At 40.3% G+C, this 19,900-nt stretch carries 19 protein-coding genes and 1 pseudogene; 16 read left to right on the top strand and 4 right to left on the bottom strand.

The window, feature by feature from the left end; all coding sequences use genetic code 11:
• Positions 1 to 67 precede the first annotated feature (67 nt).
• The 4 genes from ACKRAT_RS09815 (at position 68) to ACKRAT_RS09800 (ending at position 3,564) form a co-directional block, all read left to right on the top strand.
• Entirely contained in the window at positions 68 to 1,039 is a 972-nt protein-coding gene (locus tag ACKRAT_RS09815) for an alpha/beta hydrolase (protein ID WP_411842262.1), read from the top strand.
• A 299-nt stretch (positions 1,040 to 1,338) separates the two neighbouring features.
• Positions 1,339 to 1,989 (top strand): HD domain-containing protein, encoded by a 651-nt coding sequence (locus tag ACKRAT_RS09810; protein ID WP_411842261.1) that lies wholly within the window; start codon positions 1,339 to 1,341, stop codon positions 1,987 to 1,989.
• A 121-nt stretch (positions 1,990 to 2,110) separates the two neighbouring features.
• Complete coding sequence (locus ACKRAT_RS09805) at positions 2,111 to 2,464, top strand: DUF6176 family protein (protein WP_411842260.1); 354 nt, start codon at positions 2,111 to 2,113, stop codon at positions 2,462 to 2,464.
• 239 nt (positions 2,465 to 2,703) lie between these two features.
• Positions 2,704 to 3,564 carry an ROK family protein gene (locus tag ACKRAT_RS09800; RefSeq protein ID WP_411842259.1) on the top strand — a complete coding sequence of 287 codons (861 nt, stop codon included), beginning with the start codon at positions 2,704 to 2,706 and terminating at the stop codon, positions 3,562 to 3,564.
• Positions 3,565 to 3,597: 33 nt separating this feature from the next.
• Here the strand turns inward: ACKRAT_RS09800 and abc-f are convergent, their stop codons facing one another.
• Positions 3,598 to 5,106: a ribosomal protection-like ABC-F family protein gene (abc-f, locus tag ACKRAT_RS09795; protein ID WP_411842258.1), complete on the bottom strand. Its 1,509-nt coding sequence runs from the start codon at positions 5,104 to 5,106 to the stop codon at positions 3,598 to 3,600.
• Between the two features lie 305 nt (positions 5,107 to 5,411).
• On the opposite strand from abc-f, the gene queG reads away from it, so the two are divergent.
• The 12 genes and pseudogenes from queG (at position 5,412) to ACKRAT_RS09735 (ending at position 18,070) form a co-directional block, all read left to right on the top strand.
• On the top strand, positions 5,412 to 6,542 hold the full coding sequence (gene queG, locus ACKRAT_RS09790; protein ID WP_411842257.1) for a tRNA epoxyqueuosine(34) reductase QueG: 1,131 nt from the start codon (positions 5,412 to 5,414) through the stop codon (positions 6,540 to 6,542).
• A gap of 13 nt (positions 6,543 to 6,555) precedes the next feature.
• Positions 6,556 to 7,026 carry a tRNA (uridine(34)/cytosine(34)/5-carboxymethylaminomethyluridine(34)-2'-O)-methyltransferase TrmL gene (gene trmL, locus ACKRAT_RS09785; protein WP_411842256.1) on the top strand — a complete coding sequence of 157 codons (471 nt, stop codon included), beginning with the start codon at positions 6,556 to 6,558 and terminating at the stop codon, positions 7,024 to 7,026.
• Between the two features lie 12 nt (positions 7,027 to 7,038).
• Positions 7,039 to 7,776 carry an oxygen-insensitive NADPH nitroreductase gene (gene nfsA, locus ACKRAT_RS09780; protein WP_411842255.1) on the top strand — a complete coding sequence of 246 codons (738 nt, stop codon included), beginning with the start codon at positions 7,039 to 7,041 and terminating at the stop codon, positions 7,774 to 7,776.
• Positions 7,777 to 8,219: 443 nt separating this feature from the next.
• Positions 8,220 to 8,621: an IS200/IS605 family transposase gene (gene tnpA / locus ACKRAT_RS09775; RefSeq protein ID WP_411842254.1), complete on the top strand. Its 402-nt coding sequence runs from the start codon at positions 8,220 to 8,222 to the stop codon at positions 8,619 to 8,621.
• Between the two features lie 5 nt (positions 8,622 to 8,626).
• A pseudogene (gene tnpB, locus ACKRAT_RS09770) lies at positions 8,627 to 9,776 on the top strand (IS200/IS605 family element RNA-guided endonuclease TnpB).
• Between the two features lie 128 nt (positions 9,777 to 9,904).
• On the top strand, positions 9,905 to 10,498 hold the full coding sequence (locus ACKRAT_RS09765) for a 6-phosphogluconolactonase (protein WP_411842253.1): 594 nt from the start codon (positions 9,905 to 9,907) through the stop codon (positions 10,496 to 10,498).
• 14 nt (positions 10,499 to 10,512) lie between these two features.
• Entirely contained in the window at positions 10,513 to 10,707 is a 195-nt protein-coding gene (locus tag ACKRAT_RS09760; protein ID WP_411842252.1) for an SAS053 family DNA gyrase inhibitor, read from the top strand.
• A gap of 68 nt (positions 10,708 to 10,775) precedes the next feature.
• Positions 10,776 to 12,164, top strand: a complete 1,389-nt coding sequence (gene fumC, locus ACKRAT_RS09755) for a class II fumarate hydratase (protein ID WP_411842251.1) — start codon at positions 10,776 to 10,778, stop codon at positions 12,162 to 12,164.
• Positions 12,165 to 12,174: 10 nt separating this feature from the next.
• Positions 12,175 to 13,701, top strand: a complete 1,527-nt coding sequence (gene ppx, locus ACKRAT_RS09750; RefSeq protein WP_411842250.1) for an exopolyphosphatase — start codon at positions 12,175 to 12,177, stop codon at positions 13,699 to 13,701.
• A gap of 36 nt (positions 13,702 to 13,737) precedes the next feature.
• Complete coding sequence (locus ACKRAT_RS09745; protein ID WP_411842249.1) at positions 13,738 to 15,858, top strand: RNA degradosome polyphosphate kinase; 2,121 nt, start codon at positions 13,738 to 13,740, stop codon at positions 15,856 to 15,858.
• A gap of 116 nt (positions 15,859 to 15,974) precedes the next feature.
• On the top strand, positions 15,975 to 17,480 hold the full coding sequence (trpE, locus tag ACKRAT_RS09740; protein ID WP_411842248.1) for an anthranilate synthase component I: 1,506 nt from the start codon (positions 15,975 to 15,977) through the stop codon (positions 17,478 to 17,480).
• 11 nt (positions 17,481 to 17,491) lie between these two features.
• Positions 17,492 to 18,070, top strand: coding sequence for an anthranilate synthase component II (locus ACKRAT_RS09735; RefSeq protein ID WP_411842247.1), 579 nt, complete (start codon positions 17,492 to 17,494; stop codon positions 18,068 to 18,070).
• Between the two features lie 30 nt (positions 18,071 to 18,100).
• Here the strand turns inward: ACKRAT_RS09735 and ACKRAT_RS09730 are convergent, their stop codons facing one another.
• The 3 genes from ACKRAT_RS09730 to ACKRAT_RS09720 are packed head-to-tail and all read right to left on the bottom strand — an operon-like array spanning position 18,101 to position 19,857.
• The gene (locus ACKRAT_RS09730; protein ID WP_411842246.1) at positions 18,101 to 18,928 is read right to left on the bottom strand and encodes an RluA family pseudouridine synthase; all 828 of its coding nucleotides are present in this window, start codon (positions 18,926 to 18,928) and stop codon (positions 18,101 to 18,103) included.
• Positions 18,929 to 19,435, bottom strand: a complete 507-nt coding sequence (locus ACKRAT_RS09725) for a thioredoxin family protein (RefSeq protein ID WP_411842245.1) — start codon at positions 19,433 to 19,435, stop codon at positions 18,929 to 18,931.
• Positions 19,436 to 19,449: 14 nt separating this feature from the next.
• Entirely contained in the window at positions 19,450 to 19,857 is a 408-nt protein-coding gene (locus tag ACKRAT_RS09720) for a disulfide oxidoreductase (RefSeq protein WP_411842244.1), read from the bottom strand.
• Positions 19,858 to 19,900: the final 43 nt, after the last annotated feature.

Here is a 19,900-nt window from a genome sequence, read left to right as displayed (position 1 = left end):
CACAGGATATGATTTTTTGTTTAACAAATGCCATAAAAGGATATTTAAGTGTAAGGAGTGAAGTCACATGCGCAGGATGTACAAACTAGGTGCGTTGGGATTAGTATCAGCGGGAGCAGTCTCATTATTATTTTCATTACATACCGTTCATGTCCAAAACAGAAGTGTCGGCAGCAGATTATCAGAAATGGCTGTTAAAATTGCGCATATGTGGCCGGATCGGATTGATGAAAATTATATTGAGAAAGCGATAAAGCAAAATAATAAAGAATATGCCATCCCAAATGATATTATTATCGATTCCAAATTGCAGAGCAGTTATAAAGAGGGTATGAAAATTTTTAAAATAACGCCGGAGGAAAAGAAGTCACACAAAGCTGTACTTTATATACATGGCGGAGGATATATAAACCAGCCTTCACTGTTCCACTGGTGGTTTTTAGACAAATTGGTGCAGGAAACCGGTTTGGAATTTTTTATACCTGTTTATCCCAAAACTCCGGAATTCACTTATGAAAAGTCCTATGATTTAATCATGAAATTATATAAAGAACTGTCAGACTCCGGTTATGAAAAGATAATACTTATGGGTGATTCTGCGGGAGGCGGTTTAGCACTGGGATTTGCGCAGATGCTGCGCGGTGAAAACGTCAAGCAGCCCGGAGAAATTATTCTAATCTCACCCTGGCTGGATATTTCATTGAATCATAAGGATATTAAAAAATATGAACAAGTCGACCCCATGCTCAACGTTGACAATTTAAAGAAAATCGGCAGGATGTGGGCAGGCGATACAGACTTGAAATCCTATAAAATCTCTCCTATGCATGGAAATTTAGAAGGTTTGGGCAGAATTTCAGTATTTGTCGGTACAAGGGAGATATGCTATCCGGATGCAAAAGAGTTTTCCGAGATGCTTAAAGAAAAAGGGATAGATCACAATTACTTTGAATATCACATGATGAACCATAACTTCCCGTTGTATCCAATAAAAGAAGGAACAACATCAAGGGCGCAAATCGCAGAGATTATAAGATAGAGGATTGGCATTTGATGCCGGTCCTTTAATTATACATTGATGAATATTTAAATATCGGTAAACATGTTACAATGACCGTTGACAAAAGATTTTTAATTACATACAAAAAGCACGAGACACTTTTCAGGCTATTTCCAATCAGGCATGTTAACTTGGATATCATGCTAGAATCTCAAGATCTAAGAAGAAAAAATTAATACAGGAATATGCATGTGTATAAATAATAATAAAGATATGGACATCCGGCGGTATAATATATTCAGGACAGATGGTGCTGCCGAATTAAAGGAGTATCGGCAATGGGTGAAAGCAGCATTGTAAAACAGGCACAGGAAATAATAAGAGATTTTCATATGGAAGATTTAACCGGGCATGATTACTGGCATGTTATCCGTGTCTATAATAATGCATTACATATCCAATCTGAAGAAGGGGGCAATTTGTTTGTCATACAGATGGCTGCGTTGTTCCATGATTTCATCGATTATAAATTAACAGATAATGAAAACGGACAGATTGAAAAAGTGAAAGCTTTTTTAAAGGACCATGAAGTGGATGAAGAGACGATTAAGCATATTATCTATGCGATGCAGTCCGTATCTTATAAGGGAGGGAATAATCCCGTTAAGCCGCGGTCACTGGAGGATAAAATTGTTCAGGATGCCGACAGGCTCGATGCACTTGGAGCTGTCGGTATCGCAAGAACATTTATATTTGGCGGAAATAAAGGACATGAACTGTATAATCCTGAGGTACAGCCGCGCGAGAACATGACATTTGAAACATATAGAAATGAAGATAATACTATGATTAATCATTTTTATGAAAAGCTGCTTAAGCTCAAAGAATTGATGAACACTCATACGGCTAAAAAGCTGGCAGATGAAAGACATGGTTTTATGGAAGCTTATTTGGAACAATTTTACGCAGAATGGGATGGTAATAAGTAAAAAGTTTCAAAAAACCTTTTAATTTCGAGTGATTTGTTGTAGATTATTATAGTGTTTCAAATTGGGAAAGAATAAGTTAAGATGTAGTAGCTGAGAATACCGTAAGAGGGGGAAGTCTTAAATGAAAATAGAACTGACTAAATTTAGAATAAAAGAAAATAAAAGTGGACGTGTGGACGAATGGATCGAGTATATGCAGGAGCATATGGAAGATGTCCTGGTGACGCTCGAGGGAGAAAAAATGTTCGTCGAGACTATATTCCGGGAGAAAAAAGGAAATCATGAATACTTGTACTGGTACAGTGTTCAGGACGAAGCCGGCAAAGAACTGGATGAAGATGATCCGCCTATAGACGAAAAGCACCTTAAGTTCTGGGAAGAATGCATCGATAAGACATTCAGGCCCGAAGATATGGAAGCAGCCGTGTGTATGATTCCTAAACGTATCCAAAGAGCTATGAATGAATACGCCTAATGTTCTGACCGCTCGTCAGTGGAGCGATAATGTGAAAAACTGAATTATACAATGATCATTGAATCGATGTTGCAAATAACAGATTCAAAAGTACGGATATAAATGTACAGGATCGTGAGTAATGAAGAATATTAATCATATATAAAACATTTAAGAGGCTGGGACTGGTTTATAACAGTTCCAGCCTTGTATAATGTTTAACAACAAGTCTATATATAGTAATGAGAGGAGCGGTTTAAATGTTGATTGGAGCGATTGAAGCGGGGGGAACAAAATTCGTGTGTTCCGTCTTGAATGAATCTAACGAAACTGTAGATAAATGCATAATAAAAACAAAGAAGCCGGCCGAAACTTTGAATGAGGCTGCTAATTTCTTTCGAGGTCATGATATTGAATCATTAGGTGTTGGAGCATTTGGACCGATTGATTTAAATGCTAAAAGTAATACTTACGGTATGATTAAAAATACACCGAAAAAAGATTGGAAAAACTTTCCGCTGCTCGAAGAACTAAAGAAAATGCTGAAGGTGCCGGTTGCACTTGATACGGATGTAAATGCAGCATGTCTTGGTGAATTCAGGTTTGGAGCCGCACAGGATGTCGATTCTGCAATGTATATTACTGTTGGAACCGGCGTAGGAGCAGGATTTGTAAAGGATAACCAGGTGTTCAAAGGATTCAGCCACCCGGAAATGGGTCATATAAAAGTAAAAAGAATTGCGGATGATACTTTCCCCGGAGTGTGCCCTTACCATGACGACTGTATCGAAGGGTTGGTATCAGGCCCTGCGATTGAAAAAAGAGCTGGAGTCAAGGGAACGGATATTGATAAGAATGATGCAGTCTGGGAAACCGTTGCTTATTATATAGCCCAGGCTTTAGTAAATTACACTTTAGTACTGAGTCCTGAAAGAATTATTATTGGTGGCGGAGTGATGAAGCAATCCCACTTGTATCCGATGATCAGAAAAGAATTTGCCAGAATTTTAAATGATTATATTGAAATAGATGATGTGAACGAGTACATTACTGAACCTTTGATGAATGATGATCAAGGTGTTATCGGTGCAGCGGCATTAGCAAGGGATATCAGCAGATAAGAAAAGGCCAATCATGTGATTGGCCTTATTTATTTATCCGCCCAGCAGGTCTTTCTTCTGTTTTAGCAGTGATTGAAATTCCTGCTCTAATTCCCCGGTTGTTCCTTCCGACATTTTGCCGAGTACTTCTGTGATCCTCGTATCTATAATCATCAAATCTTCTTCGCTTTTATCCTTTTCTTTAATTTCGACCTCCTCGACGAGTTGCTTATCTTTTATGGCATAGGATCTGTCTGTGGTTTTTTCTCTGAACATTGTATCGTGGCTGACTAAAAGAATCGTCCCCGGAAAGTCTTTAATCATATTTTCAAGTGCTTCAATGGTATGGATGTCCAAAAAGTTGGTCGGTTCATCAAGAAATAACACATGGGCGTCAGACATCAGCATTTTAACGAGCTGAATCTTGACCCGTTCTCCTCCACTTGTGACTGATATATTTTTATATACATCATTTTTGGAAATGGCGAGTCCGGCGAGTGCGGTTCTGATGGTTGTTTCATCATGGATACTTGTTTCCATTATATTCTCGAGGATGGTTTTATCATTATCCAGTGATTCAAGCTGTTGGTGAAAATAACCGATGGATAGATTTTTATCATTATATTTATCTATAAAAAGATTGAATAATGTCGTTTTTCCGGAACCGTTCAGACCTGTAATTGCGACATGTTCGCCTGCACGTATATAGAGTGATGCTTTCTTTATCAGCAGTTTTTCCTGGACGCAGACATCTTCGCCTTCAATTTTTAAAATAATCCGATTCCCCTGATCTTTAATATGCTGTGTCTGGAAATGGATGCTTTTTTCTTCAAATGGTTTTTCTTTAACTTCAAGGTGTTCGAGTCTTGTTTTCATACTGGAAGCGACTTGTTCCATCTTCTTCTTTTTCTTATTGAAGTAGGGCTTGGCCCCCATCTGCCTAAAATCCGAATCGTATTTATTTTTAGGCTTGTTGACCCCGGTTGCCTTACTCGCTTTATTTGCTATCGCTTTTTCCAGATGTTTTTTCTTTGCAGTGTACTGCGCGTATTCATCCTGCCGTTTTTTTTGCTCGCCTTCTTTAATCTCCCGGTATTTATGGTAGTTGCCCGCGTACACCTTCACCTCCCTGTCTTCAATCGACCACACTTCATCCGCAATTTGATTTATAAAATGCCGGTCATGTGAAGCGACTATTTTTATGCCCGGCCATCTTTTAAGTTTTTTCACCAGCCATCTAACATTATTTTCATCCAGATGGGTGGTGGGTTCATCGAGCAACATTATTTGAGCATCGTTTTTCAACGCATCCTGCAAATATGCTTTAGTATTTTCACCGCCGCTTTTCGTGATATCTTTCTCTTTGATCTGCGGGACTATTTTTATTCTGTAATTTCCGGAAATCTCCCTCCGGTGTTTATAGATATAATTAAAGAGGGTCGTTTTACCGCTGCCATTCCTGCCTATCAAAGCAATCGTTTTAACCGATTGTATGGCCAGGTGTTCAATTTCCAGGAGTGTTTCGCCATTTATATCGATTTCTGCATTGTTTATTTCTAACATAAAAAATCTCCTCAATTCTGTTTGTCAGAAAAGGGAGTCCGGTTGTATAATATAATGATGAATAAGGGACATAGTAATCCCGCTTACAGTAAACATTAATTATATCGTAGTCAGACTCATTTAATTATCCCTTTTCCAACATGATTTTTGTGCACAACAAATAAAAAGCACACATATGTTACATCAAATGTCATGGAATGAAAGGATAATTACTTCATCGGCTACAGTTCACCTCTTTGTTATAATTAATGTAAATATAAATGATAAATTAAAAAATTTCAACTGATAAAAAGGCAGGTGTTAATATGGAACGCAATGAATTTAAACGGAAAGTCATAGAATACGCTCATTCAATTGGTATAGATGAGATAGGATTTACCCATGCAGAACCATTTTTAGAGTTTAAAGAAAAGCTGGTCGACTATCATAAAAGAGGATATGCTTCAGGTTTTGAAAAAGGATCCATTGAAGAAAGGACCGAGCCTGATCTGAGTCTGGAGTCGGCGAGCAGCATTATTTCGATTGCCGTGGGATATCCGAATAAATTGCCGGATGCTCCCAAAAGCAAAAAAGGGGAAAGACGCGGAATATTCGCACGCGCCTCATGGGGTGTTGACTATCATACGCTTTTAAATGACAGACTGAGCAGGCTGGAAGAATACATTAAGACCATGGATCCTGCTGTTGAAACGAAAAGTATGGTGGATACCGGTGTGTTGAGTGACAGGGAAGTGGCTCGGAGAAGCGGGCTTGGATACATTGGTAAGAATGGTTTTATGATTAATCCCAATTTGGGAACATACTCTTACTTAGGTGAGATGATTACAAGCTATCCATTTCCACCGGATGAGGAACTGATCGATTCCTGCGGGGATTGCAACCTTTGTGTAGATCGGTGCCCGACGGGGGCGCTAGTCGGTAACGGCCAGCTGGATTCCCAGAAATGCATTTCGTTTTTAACACAGACTAAAGGATTTCTCCCGGATGAATACCGGAATAAGATCGGCAATCGGCTGTATGGCTGTGATACATGCCAGCAGGTATGTCCGAGGAACAAAGGGATTAATACCGACCATCATGAAGATATAGTACTCGAACCTGAAATATTAAAACCTGAGCTTACAGGCTTGCTTGAAATTTCCAACAGGGATTTTAAAGAAACTTACGGGCATTTAGCCGGAGTCTGGAGAGGGAAGAAGCCGATTCAGAGAAATGCGATTATTGCACTTGCCCATTTCAGGGAAACGGCGTCGGTGGAAGTATTAAAACGTGTTGCTGAAAATGATGCACGCCCTGTAATCAAAGGCACCGCATATTGGGCAATCGGTAGGATTCTAGGGAATGATGCGCTTGAATATATAAACGAAAGATATAAAATGGAAGCAGATGAAGAAGTGAAAGAAGAGATGCTGAAAGGTATCCAGGAAGCAGTTTAGGAGAGAAGAAGAAATGGCAAACCACATCGTACTTTATCAGCCGGAAATCCCGGCAAACACCGGTAATATCGGCAGAACATGTGCCGGAACAGGAACAACACTGCATTTAATACGTCCTTTGGGATTTTCAACAGACGATAAGATGTTGAAGCGGGCCGGCCTGGATTACTGGCATCATATGGATATTAAATATTATGATTCGGCTGAAGAATTTTTTGAAGAGACAAAAGGCAAGTATTATCTGCTCACAAAATTCGCTGAAAAATTCCATACAGAAATGGATTTCAGTAATACGCATGAAAATCATTATTTCGTATTTGGCAGGGAAACAACGGGACTGCCTGACTGGATAAAAGAAAGGCATGCAGATACTGCACTTAGAATTCCAATGAATGATAAGATAAGGTCACTCAATCTTTCCAATACTTCAGCGATATTAATTTATGAAGCGTTGAGACAGCAGGGATATCCAACACTACATTAGGAGGAAAAAGTAATGAATGAAACAATCAATCTTCTTAAAAATCATCGGTCAATCAGAAAATTCAAAGACGAACTATTAGATGATGAGACAGTCAAAGAGCTGGTCTTATCTGCCCAGAGTGCGAGTACATCCAGTTATGTCCAGGCCTATACGATTATGGGAATCACTGACCCTGAGAAAAAGAGGGCGCTCAAAGAGATAAGCACACAGAGTTATGTTGAAAATAATGGTCATCTATTCGTCTTTTTGGCTGACTATAACAGACATTATGAATTATCAAAGGATAAAGGCACCCCCATCTCCTATGACAAGACAGAACAGCTGATCGTCGGCACCGTCGATGCTACACTCGCTGCCCAAAACCTGGCTGTCGCGGCAGAGAGCATGGGTCTTGGTATGTGCTACATCGGCTCACTGAGAAATGATATGGGCAAAGTGGTGGAAATCCTTGAACTGCCTAAGGGCGTTATTCCACTTTTTGGCATGGTTGTCGGCAAACCGGACCATGAGGGCAGCCGGAAAGAAAGATTGCCGCTTGATGTTATCTACCATGAAAATACATATAAACCGGTAGAAGAAACGAAAGACAGTGTAGAAGAATATGACAGAAGCATAAGTGAATACTATAAAGAGCGCAGCGATGGCAAGAGGGACGACACATGGAGTGATCAGGTCATCGGTATGTTATCTAAGAAACAAAGACTGGATGTCGATGCAGTCATCAAGGATCAGGGATTCTTAGGCCAATAACCAATAAAAAAAGAAGCCATATAAGCTGAATGCTTATATGGCTTCTTTTTCGCTAAGCAATTAATTTATCTTCTCGTCACCATTATCTTTATAACCCCATTCAGATTCACGGGCTCCTGTGAGAATGGCGGTTAAAAAGGAGATACATACCATCAGTATGAGAAAAGCTTTCATAATTTGCGCCTCCTATAATCAATACATGAATCTATTATAAACCATACCGACAAAAGAAAAAAGCTGTAAAGAGATAAATTTTATGATTTGCGCCGAGAACACTCGTGACTTCAGCCATGAGATGAATCGGCGGTCGGACAAGGGTGGCTTTAGCCGTCTCGGTTGTCCGACATATGTCATATAATAAAATTGATGAATCAATTGGTGTGTAGGTGTAGAACTATATTTAATCACAGACATATGTTATCTTGAATAAGAGGTGGTAGCGTATGTCGGAAGTAAAGCACGGCAGAGGATATGTCTATGCCATTCAGTATCATATTGTATGGTGCGTCAAGTATCGACATAGGGTATTAAGTGGAGACGTGAACAAAAGGTTAAAGGAAATCCTTCATCAAATTTCGGCAGACAATCATTTCGCTATAACTGAAATTGAAAGTGATGAAGACCATATTCACCTTTTGATTGAGTGCACACCGCAACATTCTATTCCCAGTATTGTCAAAGCTTTAAAAGGTGTTTCCGCTCGATTGCTCTTCAAAGAGTTTCCTCAACTCAAAAAGAAATTATGGGACGGACATCTTTGGAATCCCTCTTATTTTGTAGTAACCGTTAGTGAACAAACAGAAGCGCAGATACGAACATACATCCAAAATCAAAAAGTGAGGTGAAGACAATGTTGCGGCACAAAGCCTTTAAATTTCGCTTATATCCTACAAAAGAACAAGCAGTTTTGATTGCGAAAACCATGGGTTGCAGTCGTTTTGTCTTCAATCATTTTCAGATAAATGGAATATTGCTTACAAAGATACAGGCAAAGGATTGACTTACAATTCTTGCGCTTCTCAATTAACTCAATTAAAGAAAGAGAATGATTGGTTAAAAGAAGTAGATAGTATTTCTTTGCAGTCTGCATTAAAAAACTTAGACGACTCCTTTAAGCGGTTTTTCAAAAAGCAGAATAAAGCACCTCGTTTCAAGTCGAAGAAGAACGATGTGCAGTCTTATACAACAAAACAGACAAATGCCAATATCGCTGTTGTCGGAGATAAAGTAAAACTCCCTAAACTCGGACGCGTTCGTTTCGCCAATAGTCAAGAAATCAACGGGCGAATCATCAACGCTACAGTCTCACGCAAACCGAGCGGGAAGTATTTTGTTTCGCTCCTAGCAGAAGTCGAGGTACACCATAATCCTAAAACGGGTTCTTCTATCGGTGTCGATGTCGGGCTGAAAGAGTTTGCGATTCTGTCAGATGGAACGGTATATGAGAATCCGAAATATTTCCGCAAGATGGAAAAGAAATTAGCCAAGGAACAGAAAATCCTGTCTCGAAGAAAAGACAAGCAATAAATCGTAAATGTCCGCTGGTTGATGCGAGAAATTATCAGAAGCAGAAAATCAAAGTTGCCCGCATTCATGAACGTATCGTCCATGCACGAACCGATTACTTGCATAAAATCTCTTCCGAGATTGTCAAAAACCACGACATTATCGGAATTGAAGACTTGCAGGTGTCGAACATGTTAAAGAATCGGAATCTAGCAAAAGTCATTAGCGAAGTATCGTGGTCTCAATTCAGATCGATGTTGGAATACAAAGCAGAATGGTATGGCAAAAAAGTTGTGGTTGTCGCCAAAAACTTCGCTTCCAGCCAACTCTGTTCAAATTGTGGTCACAAACACAAAGCCGTTAAAAACCTTGCCCTGCGTGAATGGGATTGCCCGGCATTCAACAGGCACCACAACAGAGATATTAACGCAGGGATTAATCTTCGAAACGAAGCCATTCGTATCTTAACCGTAGGGACTACGGGGATAGCCTAATAAATTTTTGCCCGTTAGGGCAAATAACTTAGGAGTCTCGGTACTTTAGTGCCGAGTAGTTCAATGTTAGAAATAGTATCGATAAGGGTACAATAGGATTAACAGTGAGAAAATTAGGAGGAATCATCATGGCTATGAATTTCAAAATCTACAAGGACAAAGAATTACTCAGCATATATTCGGCTGATGTTTTAAGGAAACAAGTTCATAATAATCCCACAAGCATCATGGCTGTAGAACTCGATGAAGATTTGGATTGGACATATGAAAAATTTGTCGGAGAAGCCAAACAGCATCCAGCCGATTTTTCCCAGATCTATCTGGTAGGAGTCGGGAATGAAGGGAATGCTGATATCTTTAAAAAACTGGATATTCCGGACAACCAGCTCAGGACTGAAGGCACACCAGAAACTCTGAAAGATGTGCTGGGCAGTAAAAAGCAGGTGAATCTTGCGTTTCTAACCATCGGCGCGGATGGCAAGATAGGATATGCTGACTCAGACAGCAATGACAATTTATTCGATGCCAGAGAGCTGATACTCATAGCTACGGGAAAAGATAAAGCAAAAGCAGTCAGAGAGCTTTATAATGCCGAGGAAAATGACAAGGAAGCATTCGGCCGGGTCAAACAACACAGAATGGTGACTGTCGTACTCGATAATGAAGCAGCTGCAGAACTGGATCAGGACATTGTTGATTATTACACTTCAGAGTTTGCTTAGAAAAGGTGACGACCGTGAAAAAAGATAATGATTTTGACCATAGAAAAGATGCTGAACCGGATTCTAATGAAATGACTGAAGACATGGAAGATGTCAAAGCTCTGGGGAAAGAAATGGAACAGATTTCCCAAAATGAGGATTATCCAATCGATTCTTCAGACGATGAATCACACGGATTAGGCCCGGAAGAAAATGAAAAACGTCAATAACAGATGAATCCTCCTGGAAATTAGTATAAAATATTCTATGAATACTAATTTTTCAGGAGGTTTTTTAATTGTCATACAGAATTGAAAAAGATACTATCGGTGAAATCAAGGTTCCAAGTGAAAAATATTGGGCAGCACAAACAGAACGAAGCAGACAGAACTTCCCGGTAGGTAAAGAGAAGATGCCTATGGAAGTAATTGTTGCGTTTGCTCATCTGAAGAAAGCTGCCGCAGTATCCAACAATGCATTAGGAAAACTTTCCGATGATAAAAAAGCTGCGATTATTTATGCATGCGATAGAGTCATTGCAAGAGAACTTGATGAACACTTCCCGCTTGTTGTCTGGCAGACAGGCAGTGGAACGCAGAGTAACATGAACGTGAACGAAGTGGTAAGTTACGTTGCAAATGAATATTTGACTGAAAAAGGGATTGAGGAGAAAGTACATCCAAATGATGATGTGAACAAATCCCAGAGCTCAAATGATACTTATCCCACTGCAATGCATGTAGCACTTTATCAATCTGTTGAAGAGCAATTAGTGCCGGCGCTCGGTGTGCTGAAAGAAACATTCCAGGAAAAAGAAGATAAATTCCAGGATATTATTAAAATCGGCAGAACGCATCTGCAAGATGCTACACCACTGACACTTGGCCAGGAAATAAGCGGTTGGAAGTATATGCTTGAGAAATGTGAAACACTGATTGACGAATCCAAACAGCAGCTTAAAAACCTGGCTATTGGCGGCACGGCTGTAGGTACGGGTATAAATGCACATCCCGAATTTGGCGATAGAGTGGCCAAAGAGATTTCCAATCAGACGGGATATGATTTCGTATCTTCTCCAAACAAGTTCCATGCATTGACTGCACACGACGAAGTTGTTTATCTCCATGGTGCCCTGAAAGCTCTCGCTGCTGACTTGATGAAGATTGCAAATGATGTAAGATGGCTGTCATCAGGACCAAGAGCAGGTATTGCTGAAATTGAAATTCCGGCAAATGAACCGGGCTCTTCAATCATGCCGGGCAAAGTCAATCCGACCCAGTCTGAAATGCTGACTATGGTTGCTACGCAGGTATTCGGCAACGACGCAACAGTTGGATTCGCAGCTTCCCAGGGTAACTTTGAACTGAACGTGTTTAAACCTGTGATTTTCTATAATACGTTACAGTCTATTTACCTCCTTGCAGACGGTATGCAGACATTCAATGATAAGTGTGCCGTAGGTATCGAACCGATCGAAGAGAACATTGAGCGCTTCTTAAACAACTCTCTCATGCTTGTTACTGCACTTAACCCGCATATCGGTTATGAAAATGCTGCTAAAATTGCAAAAAATGCACACGAAAAAGGGCTTACTCTGAAAGAATCGGCAATTGAATCCGGTCTGTTAACTGAAGACCAGTTTGATGAGTGGATTAAGCCTGAAGATATGATTCAATCTAAAAACTAAGGAGTATTCTATGAAACGAATTGGTTTAGTGGATATTGGTTCGAATACAATTCGTCTTGTTCTGTTTGAATATGACGAAAACACAGGATTAAAAGAACTGCAAAATATTAAAGCGCCAGCCCGTTTGGCGAGATTTTTAAATGAAGACAATGAAATGGAAGATGAAGGGATTGAAAACCTCATCTCCATTTTAAACAGCTTCAGACAGATTGCCGAGAAGTATGAAGTTAATGACATCTACCCGGTTGCGACTGCAGCGATTAGACAATCGGTCAACGTTGATGAAATTCTGGAACGGGTGGAAGCGGAAGTCGGCATGAAAATCAAAGTCATCAGCGGCAGTGAAGAAGCATACTACGGATATCACGCAGTTGTACACACAATCAGTAATACCGATGCTGTTACCATTGATATCGGTGGAGGAAGTACCGAACTCACTTATTTTGAAGATAAAGAGCTTATACATTCGATAAGCCTGCCTTTCGGTGTCGTTACATTGAAATCGATGTTTTTTGATGGTAAAGATCATAATGATAAGAAAGCCATCTCAGAAACAGAAAAATATGTAAAAGAACAGCTGAAAAGTGTCAAATGGCTTGCGAAGAGAAAAGTCCCGATTTTGGCAATCGGGGGGAGTGCCCGTAACATAGCCAGAATTCATCAGTCTTCTACGAATTATCCCATAGCGGGCGTGCATGGTTATTCCATGACGAGCGGAGACCTTAAAGAGGTATACAGCTTATTAAAAAATACTAAAGGAAGCGATCTGGATGATATTGATGGTTTGAGTAAAGACCGCAGCGATATCATTTTGCCGAGTACCATAGTATTCAGGACGATCTATAACGTTGTTAAGGCGGATGAGTTCAAATTCAGCAGAAAAGGGATACGGGAAGGTATGGCAATTTCAATCATCTCCAAGGATTATCCTGCAGCTTTTGATAAACACGAGGTTTTTAATGATTCCCTGATTGAATTGGCAAATGATTTCAAGATAAAACCTTCTGCTGCAAAACGCAGGACCGAGCTTGCAGAAAGACTCTTTCATGAGCTGGAAAAGCATGAATTCACTGATTTTGAAAAACATGAGAAAAATTTGATGAAGAATGCCGCCTCTCTATTCTATCTGGGTGATTTTATCGATCGTGATGCAACGAGTCAGCATACGTATTACCTGATCTCCAACAGCAACATCAACGGCATCACCCACCGGGACAGGGTCAAAATCGCACTTATGGCCAGTTTTAAAAATAAGACACTGCTTAAATTTTATGCAGACGAGACAGATTGGTTCGATGACGATGAACTCGAAGATATCCTGGAGCTCGGAAGCATACTGAAATTTGCCAATGCTTTGAACGTCTCCGACACCGGCGTAGTGAAAGAATTGTATCTTGAAGAAGAAGACGATGAAATGGTGCTTACGGTCCAATATAAAGGAGATCCGATTGCCGAGGAGTACCAGGCAAACCGTCAAAAAAAACATATTGAAAAAATGATTGATGAAGATATGGTGATAAAATTTACAGAAATTTAATATTCAAGCTGTATAATATCAAAGGGGAGGATTGTGATGGCTTACAGATTAAACGATCAAAAATACTATAACAATAGAGAGCTGAGCTGGCTCATGTTTAACTATAGAGTGGTTCAGGAAGCGATTGACCCGAATAATCCTCTTCTGGAACGACTCAAATTTCTAGCAATCACCAGTTCAAATCTCGATGAATTCATCATGGTGCGTGTAGCCGGTCTGAAAGACCAGGTGAAAATGAACTATCACGAGCCGGATACTAAAACCCAGCTGACTCCAAGGCAGCAGTTAGAGGGGATTGGTAAGTTAAACAGGGAGAATTCCCGGGTGCAATATGAGTATTACCATAAGCTGATGGGTGAATTGGAAAGATATAATATTTATTTTAAACACCCTCATGAACTTCCGCAGTCCATGCAGGAAAAACTTGAGGATTTATTTGATACGGAAATTTATCCGTCACTTACACCACTCGGCATTGATGCATATCGTCCGTTCCCGAAACTGAAGAATAAAAAGATCAATATATTTGTTGACCTATCCAACGATCTCGGTGATCAGACGGCAATTGTACAACTGCCGACGGTAATTAAACGGTTTTATGAGATGAAGGATGGTGTGAATACCTACTATATTCTTACTGAAGATATCATCGAAACTCATATTGAGAAATTGTTCACAGGATATCGGATTGACAGAACTTTTCCATTCCGTATTACCAGAAACGCTGATTTGACGATTCATGAAGAGGGTGCAGCGGATCTGCTGATTGAAATCGAGCGTTTCCTCAAAGAGCGTACGAGAGGCGCGGCAGTAAGACTGGAAATTGATATCAGTAAAAATCATACAATCAATGGCTCATTCCTGAAGCATGAACTTGATCTGCATGAAGAGGATATATATAAATATGATGGACCATTGGATTTAACGTTCCTTTTTGAATTGTGTTCAAAACTCAAGGAACAGCTGCCTCATCTGGTATATCAGCCGTTTGTGCCGCAGGAACCCAAATTCCTTGGTTCAGAAAATATTTATGATAAAGCATTGGAAGAAGATATATTCTTCCACCATCCGTTTGAGAGCTTCGAGCCCATTGTGGACTTCATGAAAGAAGCGGCTGAGGATCCGGATGTCCTGGCGATAAAACAGACATTATACCGGGTTTCCAGTGATTCTCCGATCATCGAGGCTTTAAAACTTGCAGCTGAGAACAATAAGCAGGTGACGGTGCTCGTAGAGCTGAAAGCGCGTTTTGATGAAGAGAATAATGTCCAGTGGGCAAAAGAACTTGAAGATGCAGGGTGTCACGTGATTTATGGCATGCACTACCTTAAGACACACAGTAAGATCACCCTGGTTGTTAAAAGGGTGAAGGGGAAAATAGTGAGATATGTCCATTTGGGGACAGGTAACTATAATGACTCCACAGCGAAGCAATACACTGATATGGGAATCATTACAACAAACCCGGAAATCGGTATTGATGCAATCAATTTCTTTAATTACCTGAGTGGTTATTCACTCAAACCGGAATATAATGCGCTGCATGTAGCACCGTTTGAAATACGTGATTTGTTCGGGGAATCCATTGATACAGAGATCGGGCATCATAAGGAACACGGAAATGGATATATCTTTGCCAAGATGAATTCATTAACAGATAAAAAAGTGATCAACAAATTATTGCAGGCTTCCCAGGAAGGTGTAAAAGTTGATCTTGTAATCAGAGGCATCTGTTGTTTAAAACCCGGTATCGAAGGGGTCAGCGACAATATCCGTGTAATCAGCATTGTAGGACGTTTCCTGGAACACTCAAGGATATATTATTTCTATCATAACGGGGAAGAAAAAATGTATCTGTCATCTGCAGACATGATGACAAGGAACATGATCAAACGTGTAGAAATACTGTTCCCAATCAACGACCCGCAAATCGTGAAAGAAATAAAATCCATCAACAGACTTTATCTTATGGATAATATTAAAGCCAGAGAACAAAAATCTGACGGAACGTATGAATATGTAGAGAATTCTTATGAAGCGATCAGCGCACAGGATGAGCTGATGAGACGTGCCGAAAGTTACGGACGGGAACAGCAAGTACAAAAAGAAAATCAATTGCTGCTGAAAGTCAAAAACCGTTTTAAAAAGAGAAAATAATAATTGCATAAAAGCCAAAGTTCTGAAGCTTTGGCTTTTTTGTGTTGTTTGACTTTGTTTTCTGAATTGTATAGACTATTCACATATGTTTTGAATAAAATAAATGAGGTGATGAGATGACCACGTATAAAGAGTTTTTAAATGATGCGGAAACTTACCGCACAGTGCCGGTGGTACAATCCTTTTATACCGATGTACTGACACCGGTCCATATGTTTCATGCTTTGAAGAACGAAGCCGTCTATATGCTGGAAAGCCAGGAACCCGAGTCCCCGTGGTCCAACTTCTCATTTATTGGTATAAACCCCATGATTGATATAGAAGAAGTTAACAGCGAATTTGTCATCAAAGATTTGCAAAATGGTTTTAAAACAAAAGCGGAGTCATTCAAAGAGGCATTTGATGCAGTGCTCTCTAAATTGAATGTGAAAATACCCGATATCGATATTCCGTTTAAAGGGGGAGGCGTCGGCTACATCAGTTATGATGCTATTTCCGACTATGAACCGGTGCCAAAGGCAATCGAGACAGATAAAAAATTAGCAAATTATCATCTTTTGTTCTGCCAGACACTGCTTGCATATAACCACCGGACAAAAAAGATATCCATATTGACTTTTGCGAGGATCAATCAGCATGATTCCATCCGGCAAATTTATGACAGGGCAAATCATCATATCCAGCATGTCAGAGACCGGCTGGTTAAAAACAGTGAATTATCCGATCTTATGATGCCGGTGGATATGTATGAAAGTCCTGCCGAAAAGATGGAAAGCAATTATGAAAAAGATAAGTTTAAAGATGATGTCAGAAAAATAAAAGAATATATAAAAGATGGCGACATTCTTCAGGCAGTGCTTTCCCAAAGGTTCCATACCGAAACGAAAAGAAGCGGATTTGAATTATACAGGGTTTTAAGGAATGTAAATCCCTCACCCTATATGTACTATTTGAAGTTCAATAATGTCGAAGTGATCGGAAGTTCTCCAGAAAGGCAGCTGCAGGTTCAGGATGGAAGGCTCGAAATACATCCTATCGCCGGTACACGGAAGCGTGGAGAAACAAAAGAAGACGATGACAGACTGGCAGAAGAACTGCTCAATGATGAGAAAGAAATTGCAGAACACCGCATGCTTGTCGATCTGGCAAGAAATGATATTGGCCGGGTATCCGAATATGGCTCTGTTGAAGTGAGTGATTATATGACCATTGGCAGATTCTCAAAAGTAATGCATATCATCAGTAAGGTGAATGGAGACTTGAGGAAAGAAGTTTCGCCGATAGATGCATTCATCTCATCCTTCCCGGCAGGCACTCTCTCAGGCGCGCCTAAAGTAAGGGCCATGCAAATATTGAGAGAGCTCGAGCCGACACCGAGAAATCTCTACGGGGGGAGTATTTTATATCTCGGTTTCGATGGCAATATGGATTCGTGCATAACAATACGTACAATGACGTTAACAGGGAATGACCTTTACATCCAGGCAGGCGCGGGTGTTGTTGCAGACTCTGATCCGGAGTCCGAGTATCAGGAAACGATTAATAAAGCGAGCGCCCTCGAGAAGACAGTCCATCTGACTGAACTGATATTTGAAGAAAAAGAACCGATTTTAAATTCCTGAGGAGGGTTTCCATGATATATATGATTGATCACTACGACTCCTTTACTTTCAATATCGTCCAGTTTCTGGGAGAACTTGGAGAAGAGATAACCGTCAGAAGAAATGATGAAGTACGCCTGACCGAAATTGAGGCATTAAAGCCGGATTTGATATTTCTGTCACCGGGTCCGCGTACTCCGAAACAGACTGGAATCACGCTCGAAGTCATAGAAAAGTTTAAAGGGATCATCCCTATATTTGGTGTGTGTCTCGGCCACCAGGCCATCGCTTATGCATCCGGTGGTGAAATTGTTAAAACACAGCAGCTGATGCACGGGAAAACATCTGAACTCTACCATAATAATTCAGGTATTTACTCGGATATCCCGCAGGGCTCTGAAGTGATGAATTATCATTCACTCGTTGTGGACAGAGCAACATTGCCGGACTGTTTCGAAGTGACTTCAGAAAATGAAAACGGTGAGATTATGGGAATCAGACACAGAGAGCTGCCTCTTGAGGGGGTTCAGTTCCATCCGGAATCAATTGGCTCCGTTGATGGGGAACGATTACTTAAAAATGTAATAGAAAACTTAAAGGTACACGTATAAAAAAGGCAGATCAGATGATCTGCCTTTTTGCTATAGCGTGTCTTTATCCAGTTCAACATTAATATTTTTCTGTGTTATTGGATGATTGAATTCAATTTTGTAACTGAATAGCTGAAGATCGCGGAGTGTGGCGCGACCATATAATGTATCTCCCATTACAGGCAGGCCGATATGTTCAAGATGCACTCTGATCTGGTGTGTTCTTCCGGTTTCAAGATCAATTTCCAGTTCGCAGTAATCCTGGGTTACTTTGGAGTTCAAAATATGAGTGACAGCCGGCTTTCCTTTATCCGTAACATGATATTTATTACGTTCTCTGGGATCTTTAGCAATGGGCAGATTAATTGTCTGCTTATCAATCAGCTTCTTAGTGTCCACACGGGCAATGTAAGTACGCTTTATTTCCCTTTCAGCAAGCATATGATCAAGAATCTTTTTAACAAGTGGATGCTTTGCTACTAAAAGTACTCCTTTTGTTTCCTGGTCCAATCTATGGACAGGCTCCAGGTAGGGGGTGTCCAGCGTATAGATGGCATGATTCATCAAAGTGTTCGTTTCATGCATCTCATTCGGATGTGTTTTTACGCCTCTTGGCTTAAATAAAACTGCCAAATATCTATCTTCGAACAAAATGTCGCATGTTCTGTAGCTGGGTTTGTAGTTGCTCGGGCTATAATCATCGGGCAGGACTACTTTGTCGCCTGCAGCAATTACACTGTTGAGTGGCATTTTCTCATCGTTGATTTCAATGTCTTTGGACATTCTTAAAAGGTGCAGCTCTTTTTTTGGAACATGCAATTCTTTCAGCATATCTTCCAATGTCATCGAATCGAAACGTTCATTTACTGTAAATTTCATTTATTCCTCTCCAGTCATTGCATTGATGAATGACTCGTAGTCCTCAGAGTTTCCGGGGTTACCGGCGAAACGGTCAACTTCTTCACCGTTTTCGAAGTACACAAGAGTAGGAGTGGCTTCAATCTGGTATTCCTGCCATGCCGGTTCGTACTCGAGGATATTAAGCTGAGTCACTTCTTCCCCCGTCGAATTGAAAGCATCCATCAGGAATGGTGTGGCCGCTTCACAGTGGGAACATGTCGGGCTCCAGAAGTATACAAATTCACCTTCGCCGGCACTGACGATCTCATTCACTTCATCCAATGTTTTGTTGTGGTGGTAGTCTTCATTATCCAGCTTGTCGATCGTTGCCCCACTCAATTCGTCCGGGTTTTTGTCAGTGTATGGATAATATCCGGAATCACTGAGGTTTTCCGGGTCGTTTGAGGAATTATTCATAAAAATAAATATCCCGATAAATACAATAATCACTAAAGCGATGACGCCGTAAAATACTTTGTTTCCCATTTTAATTCTCCTCTTTAATCTTTTTTAATCAAAAATGTTAAAATCAATATAATCGAAAATGCTGTGAGTGACAGGAGAGGAATTGTTATAAAACCCAACCAGTTTATATATTGAACTGTGCATGATACACCTTCACACGCAGCCATGCCGTTTCCCAGAAAACTGACTTTCTGGAGCGCATAATGATATCCTGCCATAATAACACCGAGTATACTGAAGACACGGATATAATATTTTGCACCAAAGTCATTCCTTACGAGACCGATAAGGGAAATGATGACGATAGGATACATGAGAATCCGCTGATACCAGCAAAATTCACAGGGAACATATTGTCTGATCTCGCTGAAGTAGAGCGATCCCAATGTTGCAAAGAGAGATGTGAGGAACAGCAACTGTAAGTATAATTTCCTGCGGTCCATCTGAAACCTCCTGTCCCATGTTAGTTTATAAGTCATACTATAC

Source organism: Salinicoccus sp. HZC-1 (genome assembly GCF_046736035.1).
Classification (GTDB): domain Bacteria; phylum Bacillota; class Bacilli; order Staphylococcales; family Salinicoccaceae; genus Salinicoccus.
Note: the sequence above shows the minus strand (reverse complement) of the source record. Positions and strands in the feature narration are given on the sequence as shown.

What these genes read in the sequence shown, in the direction of transcription:
- queG (WP_411842257.1), top strand. Translation starts at nt 5,412, where the DNA reads ATGGAACGCAATGAATTTAAACGGAAAGTCATAGAATACGCTCATTCA.
- trpE (WP_411842248.1), top strand. Translation starts at nt 15,975, where the DNA reads ATGACCACGTATAAAGAGTTTTTAAATGATGCGGAAACTTACCGCACA.
- ACKRAT_RS09805 (WP_411842260.1), top strand. Translation starts at nt 2,111, where the DNA reads ATGAAAATAGAACTGACTAAATTTAGAATAAAAGAAAATAAAAGTGGA.
- ACKRAT_RS09765 (WP_411842253.1), top strand. Translation starts at nt 9,905, where the DNA reads ATGGCTATGAATTTCAAAATCTACAAGGACAAAGAATTACTCAGCATA.
- nfsA (WP_411842255.1), top strand. Translation starts at nt 7,039, where the DNA reads ATGAATGAAACAATCAATCTTCTTAAAAATCATCGGTCAATCAGAAAA.
- ACKRAT_RS09725 (WP_411842245.1), bottom strand. Translation starts at nt 19,435, where the DNA reads ATGGGAAACAAAGTATTTTACGGCGTCATCGCTTTAGTGATTATTGTA.
- ACKRAT_RS09745 (WP_411842249.1), top strand. Translation starts at nt 13,738, where the DNA reads ATGGCTTACAGATTAAACGATCAAAAATACTATAACAATAGAGAGCTG.
- ACKRAT_RS09720 (WP_411842244.1), bottom strand. Translation starts at nt 19,857, where the DNA reads ATGGACCGCAGGAAATTATACTTACAGTTGCTGTTCCTCACATCTCTC.
- ACKRAT_RS09810 (WP_411842261.1), top strand. Translation starts at nt 1,339, where the DNA reads ATGGGTGAAAGCAGCATTGTAAAACAGGCACAGGAAATAATAAGAGAT.
- ACKRAT_RS09815 (WP_411842262.1), top strand. Translation starts at nt 68, where the DNA reads ATGCGCAGGATGTACAAACTAGGTGCGTTGGGATTAGTATCAGCGGGA.
- trmL (WP_411842256.1), top strand. Translation starts at nt 6,556, where the DNA reads ATGGCAAACCACATCGTACTTTATCAGCCGGAAATCCCGGCAAACACC.
- tnpA (WP_411842254.1), top strand. Translation starts at nt 8,220, where the DNA reads ATGTCGGAAGTAAAGCACGGCAGAGGATATGTCTATGCCATTCAGTAT.
- abc-f (WP_411842258.1), bottom strand. Translation starts at nt 5,106, where the DNA reads ATGTTAGAAATAAACAATGCAGAAATCGATATAAATGGCGAAACACTC.
- ACKRAT_RS09735 (WP_411842247.1), top strand. Translation starts at nt 17,492, where the DNA reads ATGATATATATGATTGATCACTACGACTCCTTTACTTTCAATATCGTC.
- ACKRAT_RS09730 (WP_411842246.1), bottom strand. Translation starts at nt 18,928, where the DNA reads ATGAAATTTACAGTAAATGAACGTTTCGATTCGATGACATTGGAAGAT.
- ppx (WP_411842250.1), top strand. Translation starts at nt 12,175, where the DNA reads ATGAAACGAATTGGTTTAGTGGATATTGGTTCGAATACAATTCGTCTT.
- ACKRAT_RS09800 (WP_411842259.1), top strand. Translation starts at nt 2,704, where the DNA reads ATGTTGATTGGAGCGATTGAAGCGGGGGGAACAAAATTCGTGTGTTCC.